The sequence below is a fragment of the Lacinutrix sp. YIN62 genome (genome assembly GCF_057219185.1).
Genome location: NZ_JBXVVH010000007.1, coordinates 36579 through 48738, shown reverse-complemented (window position 1 = coordinate 48738; position 12160 = coordinate 36579). Strand labels below are relative to the sequence as shown.

The window sequence follows — 12160 nt, the reverse complement described above, 5'->3', positions numbered from 1 at the left end:
AACGATTTTCCGCTTTTCATTTTGGTTATTTAATTTATTCTTCTCAATTTTAGAATCCCCAATTAAATAACCTTAACCAAATGAAAAACATTAAACGTTTACTTTTACTTGTTGCGTTAATAGTTATAGCAGTTAAAGTGTTCTCATCGGATTTTGAAAAAATAAATTCCGAAAAAAACAGAGCGGTTATTATTGCGAACAACTAAGATAAAACCTAATATCCCTAATAATTCTATTATCTAGCAAAGTAATTTAACAATCCTTAATTTTAAAACCTGAACTACTAAGTTCAGGTTTTTACATTTATTTCACAATATCTAGGTTATACTTTTGTTATATTTACAAAAAGTATCATTGAATATGCGATTTTTAATCACACTCCTGCTCCTAGTTAGCTTCAACACATTTGCTCAAAGCGATCTTGTTGCGAGAGAATATTTTAAAAATGGAGCGTTTGAAAAGGCACTCGTTGCTTATCAAAATCTTGTTAAGAAAAATAAGCACAATTCCAACTACATCATACAGCTAATAAAAACACATCAACAATTAGAACAATTTATTGAAGCCCAAGCAATAATAGAAGAACAGATTTTAAAAAGAAATTATGCCCCGCTTCTAATTGAATTGGGTTATAATTATGCTTTGCAAAACGATACTATAAACGCTAAATCAAACTACAACAAGGCTATAGAAGCTATAGATAGCAACCCTAACTATGCTTATGCCTTGGGCAGACGATTTGAAAGCTTATCGCTTTTAGAAGAAGCTATTATCACCTACAATAAAGCAATGTTATTAAAACCCGAACTTAATTTTAACATGCAACTGGCTCGTATATACGGAGAACAAGGAAACATAGAGAAAATGTTTAATAGCTATATTAATTTTTCTGAAGCTAATGAGTCTTATATTAATAATATTAAACGAGAATTTAGCACATTCATTAGTCAAAATAGCGCGAACGAAAATAATATCATTTTAAAAAAGGTACTATTAAAAAAAATACAAACCCACCCCAATCTCATGTGGAATGAAATGCTTAGCTGGTTATTCATTCAGCAAAAAGAGTACAAAAAAGCATTTACTCAAGAAAAAGCAATATATAAAAGAGAGCTTTCTTCTTTAGCCCGTATTGAAGAACTGGCTATGATAACCTACAATAATAAAGCGTATGAAATTTCAAAAAGCATATTTAAATTTATTATAGACAATACTCAAGATATAGACACCAAAATAAAAGCCCATTATAACAGTTTAAAAATTGAAACAGAAATAGCTACCAAACAAGATTATAATACCATTAATAAAAAATATGTAAATACTATTAATGAATTTAAGCAGATTGGTAATACCTTAAACTTACAAATTGCCTATGCGCATTTTTTGGCTTTCAATTTTAAAAAAACTAACGAAGCTATTTTGCTCTTAAAGCAAACTTTAAAACAAAAGCATTCCAATTTTGATCTCGCAAAAATAAAATTAGAATTAGGCGATATTTTAGTGCTTGAAGAAAAATTTAATGAAGCATTAATCTACTACACGCAAATACAGCGTAGTTTAAAAAACAGCACCATCTCTCAGGAGGCACGATTTAAAGTAGCCAAAACAAGCTATTATAAAGGTGATTTTAAATGGGCAGAATCACAATTAAAAATATTAAAATCTTCTACATCTCAACTTACAGCAAACGATGCTCTAAATTTAAAGCTATTAATTTCAGATAATAAACCAAACGATTCGCTTCAAGTTGCCTTAAAACACTATGCAAAGGCAGATCTACTAGCCTTTCAAAACAGAGATAATGAGGCGATTACACTTTTAAACACTATATTAAAAGACCATAAAACAGAAACCATAATACCACAAACACTTTTTAAACAAGCCCAACTATTTGAAGCAAAACAGGATTTTGAAAAGGCAAAAAACAATTACGAGTTGCTTATTAAAAATTACAGTGACGGCATATTAGTCGATGACGCTTTATTCGCTCTAGCAGAATTGTATGCTACTGTTTTAGCGTTACCCCAAAAAGCGAAAGCTTTATATGAAATTATTTTGTTTAACCATGCAGACAGCATCTATTTCGTTGAAGCTCGAAAGAAATTTAGAGCCTTACGTGGAGACACACTAAATTAACGTTCAACAAGGTTAAACAAATAAAAAGAACTTTCCCTACCTAGTAACAGCGCATAAAATATAGTTTACCAGCGCCCCTTCACCAATAAAAAGGCGATTAAACTATAATTTAGTTATTATAAAAATGAAAATGAACAATGAAAAAACAGGAATTCCTTTTGATCATGATAAAGAACTTCTGTTATTTGCAAAAAACTTAGGATAATGTACATATATAATGTGACGGTTAATATAGAAGATAGTGTTCACGACGAATGGTTAAAATGGATAAAAGAACACATTCCAGAAGTATTATCCACAGGAAAGTTTAAAGAAGCAAAACTCACCAAAGTATTAATAGAAGAAGAAATGGGAGGGCAAACTTATTCTATTCAATACCGTTCTTACTCTCGTGAAGCCTTAGATGCCTATTACAAAGAAGACGCTCCAAAATTAAGAACAGCAGGCTTAAAAAAGTTTGCAGATAAAATGTTAGCGTTTAGAACAGAACTAGAAATTATTGATGAGTATTCAGTAAATTTCAAATAATCCCTTAATAAGTAAAACTCACTTTTAAGAACAACTATGGCTCAGAAACCAAATAACCACCAAGTAAAAGCAAAAAAGTTTTTAGGGCAACATTTTTTAGAAGATGAAACCGTTGCAGAACAAATTGCAAACTCTTTATTATTAAAAGGGTACAAAAACGTTTTAGAAATAGGCCCTGGAATGGGAGTGTTAACCAAATATTTATTAAAAAAACCCATAACCACCTATGTTATAGAAATCGACAATGAAAGTGTTGAATACTTACAAAATAACTATTTAAATTTAGCTCCAAGAATACTGGAGAAAGACTTTTTAAAATATAACTTAAACGAAACTTTTAAAGAAGAACCCTTTGCAATCATTGGAAACTTCCCATACAATATCTCCACCCAAATCGTATTTAAAACCTTAGAACTACGGGATCAAATCCCAGAATTCTCAGGAATGTTTCAAAAAGAGGTTGCTGCACGTATTTGTTCTAAAGAAGGTAGTAAAGTTTACGGCATTCTTTCGGTTTTAACCCAAGCTTTTTACAATGCTGAATATTTATTTACAGTACCCCCAACAGTATTTAACCCACCTCCTAAAGTAGACTCAGGTGTTTTAAGACTTACAAGAAAACCCGATTACAGCTTACCTTGTGATGAAAAACGCTTTTTTAGAGTTGTAAAATTGGCTTTTCAACAACGCAGGAAAACAATTCGTAACAGTTTAAAAACATTGAATTTAAGTGATAATTTAAAAGCAAATGTTATATTTGGCAAACGCCCAGAACAATTAAGCGTTTCGCAGTTTATTGAACTCACGTGTCTCATTGAAAACGACACACATAGCGACGAATAAAATATAAATTTAATACCCTCTCAATTGTATTTTTAACCATATATTTTGAGAGATTCTTAAACTAGTTTTGGTGGAAGAAAACAAAGAAAACACTCAGTTTAAAATAAGTGACACACTTATTAACACTGTAGAACAACTAATAGAATCAAGAAACAATATCGAAATTCTTGAACTATTAAATGATCTACACCACGCTGATATTGCTGAAATTCTTGAGGAACTTAAAATACAGCAGGCGACTTACATTATAAAACTCTTAGATAGCGAAAAGACGTCGGAAGTCCTTATGGAACTTGACGATGATGACCGTGAAAAAATTCTTTCGTCGCTATCCATTAAAGAGATTGCCGAAGAAGTAGAGGAACTAGATACCGATGATGCCGCAGACATTATTGCTGAACTCCCTGAAGCACGCAAAGAAGCTGTTATATCTCAAATTGAAGATGAAGAACACAAAGCCGAAATACAAGAATTACTTACCTACGGTGAAAATACAGCTGGAGGATTAATGGCCAAAGAGCTCGTAAGAGTTAATGAGAATTGGACGGTCACACAATGCGTAAAAGAAATGCGAGCGCAGGCAGAAGAAGTTACCAGAGTTCATTCCATTTATGTTGTAGACGATAACGAACGGCTAATAGGGAGATTATCCTTAAAAGATCTTTTAATGGCTTCCTCAAGAGCTCACATTTCTACTGTATACATTCCAAAAGTAGATTATGTAAAGGTTAATGATGCCGCAGAGGATGTCGCTAGAATAATGCAAAAATATGACTTAGAAGCCATTCCTGTAGTTGACGAAAATAAAGTGCTACTAGGTCGTATTACTATTGATGATATTGTAGATGTTATTAAAGAAGAAGCTGAAAAAGATTATCAGCTTGCTGCGGGGATTACTCAAGATGTTGAAGCAGACGATAGTATTCTAGAACTCACCCGAGCACGACTCCCTTGGCTGTTTTTAGGTCTCCTTGGAGGTATTGGTGCCGCGGGAATAATGGGAGGTTTTGAAAACTTAATTAATGAAAATTCTATTTTATTTTTTTTCACCCCATTAATAGCCGCTATGGCGGGTAATGTTGGCGTACAATCTAGCGCTATTATTGTACAAGGCTTAGCAAACGACGATGTAAAAGGAAGTATTAACAATCGCTTAGTAAAGGAAATGCTTTTAGCAATGCTAAATGGGGCTATTCTTGCCTTAGTTTTATTCCTTTTCGTTTGGGGATGGAAAGGAGAGATAAAAACAGCCTTAGCAATTTCGACTTCCTTAGTATTGGTTATTATAGTTGCAGGAATAATAGGCACATTTATCCCTCTATTTTTAAACAAAAGAGGTATTGATCCTGCCATAGCTACAGGCCCTTTTATTACAACAAGTAACGATATTTTTGGAATATTAATATATTTCTGGATTGCTAAGTTAATTTTGAATATATAACGCGATTCAATAAGAAATACATTAAACGTTATAACCCTTTAAATATTGAGACGATTTTAAGCCCTAAGCAACCAATATTAAAAACGGTAGGCCCCTTTAATTTAAATTAATTAATAATCACCTGTGTAGAAAACATTATGAAAATCCTTCATTTAGACACCAACCACCCTTTGTTAATTAACAAACTTGATATGTTAGGTCACACCAATGACGAAGATTACACATCATCCAAAGAAGACATTCAAAAAAAAATACACAAATACGATGGTTTTATCATAAGAAGCCGGTTTAGTATAGATTCAAATTTTATAGATGCAGCAACAAATCTAAAATTTATAGGTCGTGTTGGCGCTGGGCTAGAAAACATCGACTGTAGTTATGCAGCGCAAAAAAACATTACACTAATTTCTGCTCCCGAAGGCAATCGTAATGCCGTTGGAGAACATAGCCTAGCAATGATTCTATCCTTATTCAATAAGTTAAATAAAGCAGATAAAGAGGTACGATTAGGACAATGGAAACGAGAAGACAATAGAGGCATTGAACTCGACGGAAAAACCGTAGGACTTATAGGCTATGGCAATATGGGTAAAGCTTTCGCTAAAAAACTAAAAGGGTTTGACGTAAAAGTGCTCTGCTATGATATAAAACCAAATGTTGCCGATGAAAACGCTACTCAAGTCTCCTTATCTAAACTTCAAAAAAAGGCAGATATCATAAGCCTACATACCCCCGAAACACCATCCACTAAAGGCTTGATAAATAAAGCATTTATAAATACTGTTCAAAAGTCTTTTTGGCTAATTAACACCGCTCGTGGTAAAAGTGTTGTCACATCAGACTTAGTTAATGCCTTAAAGTCTGGCAAAATTATGGGCGCCGGACTAGATGTCTTAGAATACGAGAAATCCTCTTTTGAAAATTTATTTACAAATAATGAAATACCGGAAGCTTTTCAATACTTAATACAAGCAAAAAATGTTATCTTAACACCTCATGTTGCTGGTTGGACTATTGAAAGCAAAGAAAAATTAGCACAAACTATCGTTGATAAAATTAACCATAAATTTCATTAATTTCACAAAACAGACACAATGCCTAAGCCTTAAATAAATTAATATGAAGAAAACAATTTTAATTTTTAGCGCACTCATATTGGCATTGCTTCTCCTTTTTCAAATTAGCAAGTACGCTTTTCTTTATAGTCATTTAAAAATCGAAATCTTAATTGCTATTGTAGCGATTCTCTTCTTTTATATAGGAATTTATATCAATAAAAAAAGCCTAGATAAACCCATAAAATCGGCAACTGAAATCAATTATAATAAAATTAAAGCCTTAAAAATAACAAAACGAGAATACGAAGTTCTTCAAAATATTTCAGAAGGATTATCCAATAAAGAAATTGCAGATCGCTTATTCTTATCTGAAAGCACTATAAAAACATATGTTTCTAACTTACTAGTCAAACTAAATGCAAAAAGACGCACCCAAGCCATTTTAATTGCAAAAAACATTCAAATTATATAAAATCAAAGCCTTATAGATGGACACAAGTTATTTTAGTACTTTAGTATGAGCTTCAATTTAAAGCATTACCATACTTTTGAAAGCCTTATTAAAAATAATAATCTTATGAAAAATATAGTTTTAAAATATGGCGGTTATGGTTTTCTTACTGGCTTTGTTATTTTTACTTTACATCTTGTTTTAGGGATTCCTAATTTAGATTATTCCACAAACGAAGGACTAGGTTATATCTCCATATTTATTTCATTATCGTTTATCTTTTTTGGAATAAAGCATTATAGAGATCATATTAATAATGGGATACTAACCTTTAAAAACGCCCTTATTATAGGTGTTACAATCGCGCTTTTGGTTGGTTTTGGCATTGCTATAGCAGATTTTATATACACAAAATATATAGATCCTTCTTTTTTCAGTAATTATGAAGAACTATTAAAATCCCAAGGAAAAGAAGATGACATTATCAAAATGACTAGTCTTTCTGCTGCATTATTTATGCTTGTTCTTGTAACTCTTATTGGGTTTATTATATCTTTAATATCTGGATTAATTCTACAACGTAAAACGCAACAGTAATGCAATACAAAGCAAATTCCCCTGAAGACTATATTAGTCAGTTACCAGATGAAAGAAAAGCGCCTATAGCCAAGTTAAGGCAAATAATACTAAAAAACCTCCCCATTGGAATGGAAGAGCAAATGAGTTATGGTATGCTTGGCTACGTTATTCCTCACAGTATCTATCCCGCAGGTTATCATTGCGATGCAAAACGCCCTTTACCTTTTATGAATCTCGCTTCTCAAAAAAACTTTATTGCTGTGTACCATATGGGTATGTATTCAAAAAAAGAGATCTTAGACTGGTTTACAAGCGAATACCCAAAACACTGTAAATACAAATTAGATATGGGAAAAAGTTGTGTTCGCTTCAAGAAAACAGAAGACATCCCTTATGCGCTTATTGGTGAATTAACCGCAAAAATGAGTACAAAAGAATGGATCAATGTTTACGAAACCGCTATTAAAAAAAAATAACTTTAATTATGAAAAAACGCGTTACAGGAATTGGAGGAGTATTCTTTAAAACTAAAGACCCTAAACAAACAAAAGAATGGTATAAAAAACACTTAGGATTTAATACTGATGATTACGGCTGCACTTTTTGGTGGAAAGATAAAAATGATAATGATTGCTCTACACAATGGAGCCCTTTTTCTGAAGACACAAAATACTACGCCCCATCTAAAAAAGAATTCATGATTAACTACCGTGTAGAAAATTTAAAAGAATTATTGGTAGCGTTAAAAAATGAAGGCGTGACTATTATTGGAGAAATTGAAGAATACGAGTACGGAAAGTTTGGCTGGATATTGGATAATGATGGTAATAAAATAGAATTATGGGAACCTATAGATAAGGCTTTTTCATAAATCAGTTGATTTTTATTAACTTTAAAGTATCTAATCAATAATAAAACCAACAATGTCTAACGAAAAAAATCTAAGTGATGATCTTAACGAAATGTTAGGAGACGCTAAAAAGGGAGCAAAAAAGGCAGCTAAGAAAGCTGGTGAATTTGCTGGTGAAGCTAAAGAAACAGCTAATGAATTTGCCGACGGCGCTAAAGAAACTTACAATTATGTTACGTCTAATACAAATAAAAAAATATTAGCAGGAATATTAGGCATTCTCTTTGGCTGGCTTGGAATACACAAGTTTATTCTTGGCTACAATAAAGAAGGCGTAATTCTTTTAGTGGTTAGCCTTTTAACTTTTGGAGGAGCAGCAAGTCTTATTGGACTTATAGAAGGGATCATTTACTTAACCAAATCTGATGCTGATTTCTATAATACTTATCAGGTTGGCAAAAAACCATGGTTTTAATAATTCTAAATAAAAGCTTGAATTAGCATAGTATTCAAGCTTTTATTATACTAAAGTCGTGGTACTCATCTGATAAATAGAAACTATTAAAAACTCTATTTTAAAATTTAAAAAGCCTCATCTAAGCTCAAAAAAACATAAAAACAAGTCACTAACAATTATATTTTACCAGCTACTTATCTTCATTAGTTCCAGAAAACTTACGCTCTAATTCCTCTTGAAACTCTTCCATTACAGGACGAACGGTACTTTCTGGTAAATCTGATATTTTAATATACATTAAACCATCTACCGCATTATTAAACAATGGATCTACATTAAACCCAATTAATCTACAATTTTGTTTAATATATTTCTTTAATAATACTGGTAAACGTAAGGCTCCTGGTTCTATTTCATCTATAACTTTATCAAACTTATTTAAATCTGCAGCTGTCGAATCAAAAACAAAATCTTTATCTGCATCATTCAATTTAACTTTAAAAGCCTTTTTAGGGTGTACATATTGTGCCACATACGGATCGTAATAATGAGATTTCATAAACTCAATCATTAATGATTTCGAAAAGTTAGAAAACTGATTACTAATACTTACCCCTCCAATTAAGTATTTATGTTCAGGGAAACGCAATGTCGTGTGTACAATACCTTTCCATAACAAAAATAACGGCATAGGCTTTTGCTGGTATTGCTTAATAATAAAAGCACGTCCTAATTCTAAAGATTCACTCATCATCTTATGAAGTTCTGGTTCAAAGCGAAATAAATCTTGGAGGTAAAATCCATCGATACCAAATTTTTCAAAAATTTTAGCTCCCAATCCCATTCTATAGGCCCCTGCTAAAACGTTGGCTTCACAATCCCAAAGAAACATATGGTGGTAATAACTATCAAATTCATCCAAATCAATAGCTTCGTTTGTCCCTTCTCCTACAGCTCTAAATGTAATTTCTCTTAGGCGGCCAATCTCTCTTAATATATTTGGTATTTTCTTTGCTGGCGCAAGGTATACTTCATAATTTTTACTTTTCAGTAATCTATTATCATCTTCTCTAAGCAACTCGACTTCCTTTATCATAATTTCTGCTTTTACAGGTGTTACAATTTTTTTTGGAGCTTTGTGGGGTTTATGAGGCTTTAAACTAGAGGAAATTGTTTCGCGTAGATTTTCTTTAGGCTCGAAAGCATTGGAAAGCATGTAAGTTTTTTTTCTGATAAAGGCAGAAAAATCGGCTAAAGTTTTATGCGCATTTTGATCTTTTATCGAAATTGGTTTTCCTATACGTACTTTTATTGTTCTACGTTTCTGTGTTAATAATTCTGATGGTAATTTTGCAGTTCTAAACGTATCACTAATCTTAGACAATTTATAGAACAGCTTACTATTTTGAGCATGAAAATATATAGGCACTATAGGGACATTCGCTTTTTGAGCCAGTTTCATAGCTGCTGCTTCCCAAGGTTTATCCACAACTAATTTCCCATCTCTATAGGTAGATACTTCGCCTGCAGGAAAAATACCTAATGGGTGCCCATTTCTTAAATGTTTTATAGCATTTTTAAACCCTGCAATACTAGATTTAACATCTTTTCTATCTTCAAAAGGGTTTACAGGCATTATAAAAGGCTTCATTGGCTCTATACGGTGTAAGAGAAAATTAGCTATAATTTTAAAATCTGGCCTTTTTTCCAACATCAACTTTAACAATAGAATACCATCTATTCCTCCTAGCGGGTGATTCGATATCGTTATATAAGCACCATCTTTAGGCAATCGCTTTAAATCTTCTTCTGGAATTTCAAATTTAATCTGAAATTCTTCAAGAATAGCATCTAAAAACGCTGTATTACTTAAATGCTTATTACGATTATATATTTTATTAAGTATTGTGATTTTTAGAACTTTCATTAAAATCCAACCAATAAAAGTGCCTAAAACCCCATATTTACTAAGGTTAATTGCTTTTGAAACTTCTTTAGCGGTTACTAATCCCATTCTTTATTTTTATTTTTTTTGATATTTACAAATGTAACAAATACATTACTTAGTTACTATTTGAACCGTTTCTTGAAATAACTGTTTTAACAATACTGTTTTACCGTTTTCTAACGCTTTTACAGAAAGAGAATCATAATGTCTTATCGTATACAAAGAGACATTAATGTGACAAGTTACCTTAAATTTCGCTTTTAAGTGTAACAATAGTTCCTCTAAATTATTGTAAGCATTCTCAAAACACACCGAAAAACTTATAGCAGAATTATGAATCACATCTACCTTCATTTTATACAGAGCTAATAAATTAAATATCTCACTTATATTTTCTTCAACTATATACGAAAAATTTAAAGTAGAGAGAGACAACAATACCTGATTTTTTTTAAGTATAAAGCACGGCACTTTTGGATTTATCCCTTCGTCTTTATTAACTATTGTCCCTGCATTTTTTGGCTCTAAAAACGATTTAACTAACAATGGTATCTCTTTTTTCTGTAAAGGCTGTAAGGTTTTAGGGTGTATAACCGAAGCCCCATAAAAAGCAAGCTCAATCGCATCTGTATAAGATATAGCGTTCAATAGTTTTGTGTTTTCAAAAACACGTGGATCAGCATTCAAAACCCCAGGGACATCTTTCCAAATTGTTACGCTTTCAGCATTTAAGCAATAGGCAAATATAGCTGCTGTATAATCACTTCCTTCTCGCCCTAAAGTAGTCGTAAAGTTATTTTTTGAATCACTTGCTAAAAACCCTTGAGTAACATACACCGTCGATACATCTATAGTTTCTTGAATGGCTTCTTGTGTCTTTTTCCAATTTACATTCCCGTTTCTATAATAACTATCTGTTTTTATACAAGTACGCACATCTAAGCATGTATTCTCAAACCCCTTTTTATTTAAGTAGAAACTAATAATTGTAGTCGACAAAAATTCACCATAGCCAATAACTTGATCATAAACAAAATTATAGTCTGGAGACCTATTTGTTTTAAAAAACAACTCTAAGTCTTCAAATAGTGTTGTTACAACTTTAAAAACATCCTCTTGTTCATCTTCAAATAAATCTAAAAGAATATTCTTATGAAAGGTTTTTATAGGATCAAGTACTTTTTGTAATTCGTTTGTAGCATTAAAGTACTTATCGATAACCGTTTCAAAAGCATTTGTCATCTTACCCATAGCAGAAACAACAATAAGTGTATTGTTATAGCCTACTGTTTCTAACACTTTAATAACATTTCGTACACCGTTAGCATCTTTTACAGAAGCCCCACCAAATTTAAATATTTTCATTATATGTTATTAATATATTTTTTTATGCCATCTTTATCTAATTGTACCACATCCCAATCGCGCATAATCTTAGCGCCTTTTTTTTCATAGAATGCGATAGCAGGTTCGTTCCAATCTAAAACTTCCCATCCAATACGCTTAACTCCTAAAGTATTCCCATAAGTTATCACTTCATTCAATAAAGCGGTTCCTAGTCCACTTCCTCGCATTGCCTTACTTACAATAAGATCCTCTAAATGTAAAGCTTGTCCTTTCCATGTAGAATAACGCATATATACAAGGGCTATTCCAACAATTTTATTTTGAGATTCTGCTACAAAACATTTAAACTTAGGAACAGCACCAAACCCATCATTTTGCAATTGCGCCACAGTAAGCTCTACAGCGTCTAATGCCTTTTCATAAAGTGCCAATTCCTTTATTAAATCAAGCACTTGTGGCATATCGCTTTTATTAGCAAATCGAATAGAAAAATCCATAATCTTAATTTTACACCAAATATAG

Annotated in this window: 14 protein-coding genes; 11 read left to right on the top strand and 3 right to left on the bottom strand. The window is 32.0% G+C overall.

Going from position 1 to position 12160, the window contains the following annotated elements; translation table 11 throughout:
• The first annotated feature begins 80 nt into the window (after positions 1-80).
• The 11 genes from AC2D8I_RS06210 to AC2D8I_RS06160 all read left to right on the top strand — a co-directional run bounded on the left by AC2D8I_RS06210 (position 81) and on the right by AC2D8I_RS06160 (position 8361).
• Positions 81-206, top strand: coding sequence for a hypothetical protein (locus AC2D8I_RS06210; protein ID WP_484705127.1), 126 nt, complete (start codon positions 81-83; stop codon positions 204-206).
• 154 nt (positions 207-360) lie between these two features.
• Positions 361-2136, top strand: a complete 1776-nt coding sequence (locus tag AC2D8I_RS06205) for a tetratricopeptide repeat protein (protein ID WP_484705126.1) — start codon at positions 361-363, stop codon at positions 2134-2136.
• Between the two features lie 204 nt (positions 2137-2340).
• Positions 2341-2664 (top strand): DUF4286 family protein, encoded by a 324-nt coding sequence (locus AC2D8I_RS06200; protein WP_484705125.1) that lies wholly within the window; start codon positions 2341-2343, stop codon positions 2662-2664.
• Between the two features lie 36 nt (positions 2665-2700).
• Positions 2701-3507 (top strand): 16S rRNA (adenine(1518)-N(6)/adenine(1519)-N(6))-dimethyltransferase RsmA, encoded by an 807-nt coding sequence (gene rsmA / locus AC2D8I_RS06195; RefSeq protein ID WP_484705124.1) that lies wholly within the window; start codon positions 2701-2703, stop codon positions 3505-3507.
• A gap of 70 nt (positions 3508-3577) precedes the next feature.
• Complete coding sequence (gene mgtE / locus AC2D8I_RS06190) at positions 3578-4948, top strand: magnesium transporter (protein ID WP_484705123.1); 1371 nt, start codon at positions 3578-3580, stop codon at positions 4946-4948.
• 137 nt (positions 4949-5085) lie between these two features.
• Positions 5086-6024 carry a 2-hydroxyacid dehydrogenase gene (locus AC2D8I_RS06185; protein WP_484705122.1) on the top strand — a complete coding sequence of 313 codons (939 nt, stop codon included), beginning with the start codon at positions 5086-5088 and terminating at the stop codon, positions 6022-6024.
• 43 nt (positions 6025-6067) lie between these two features.
• Entirely contained in the window at positions 6068-6478 is a 411-nt protein-coding gene (locus tag AC2D8I_RS06180) for a response regulator transcription factor (protein ID WP_484705121.1), read from the top strand.
• A gap of 105 nt (positions 6479-6583) precedes the next feature.
• On the top strand, positions 6584-7054 hold the full coding sequence (locus AC2D8I_RS06175; RefSeq protein WP_484705120.1) for a DUF4199 domain-containing protein: 471 nt from the start codon (positions 6584-6586) through the stop codon (positions 7052-7054).
• Positions 7054-7512 carry a DUF1801 domain-containing protein gene (locus AC2D8I_RS06170; protein ID WP_484705119.1) on the top strand — a complete coding sequence of 153 codons (459 nt, stop codon included), beginning with the start codon at positions 7054-7056 and terminating at the stop codon, positions 7510-7512. The genes AC2D8I_RS06175 and AC2D8I_RS06170 overlap by 1 nt, the downstream gene beginning before the upstream one ends.
• An 8-nt stretch (positions 7513-7520) precedes the next feature.
• Entirely contained in the window at positions 7521-7907 is a 387-nt protein-coding gene (locus AC2D8I_RS06165; protein ID WP_484705118.1) for a VOC family protein, read from the top strand.
• 52 nt (positions 7908-7959) lie between these two features.
• Entirely contained in the window at positions 7960-8361 is a 402-nt protein-coding gene (locus AC2D8I_RS06160; protein ID WP_484705117.1) for a TM2 domain-containing protein, read from the top strand.
• Between the two features lie 172 nt (positions 8362-8533).
• Here AC2D8I_RS06160 and AC2D8I_RS06155 read toward each other — a convergent pair whose 3' ends face one another.
• The 3 genes from AC2D8I_RS06155 to AC2D8I_RS06145 are packed head-to-tail and all read right to left on the bottom strand — an operon-like array spanning position 8534 to position 12135.
• On the bottom strand, positions 8534-10357 hold the full coding sequence (locus tag AC2D8I_RS06155) for a GNAT family N-acyltransferase (protein WP_484705116.1): 1824 nt from the start codon (positions 10355-10357) through the stop codon (positions 8534-8536).
• A 45-nt stretch (positions 10358-10402) separates the two neighbouring features.
• Positions 10403-11656, bottom strand: coding sequence for an aspartate kinase (locus AC2D8I_RS06150; protein ID WP_484705115.1), 1254 nt, complete (start codon positions 11654-11656; stop codon positions 10403-10405).
• Positions 11656-12135: a GNAT family N-acetyltransferase gene (locus tag AC2D8I_RS06145; RefSeq protein ID WP_484705114.1), complete on the bottom strand. Its 480-nt coding sequence runs from the start codon at positions 12133-12135 to the stop codon at positions 11656-11658. The genes AC2D8I_RS06150 and AC2D8I_RS06145 overlap by 1 nt, the downstream gene beginning before the upstream one ends.
• Positions 12136-12160 lie beyond the last annotated feature (25 nt).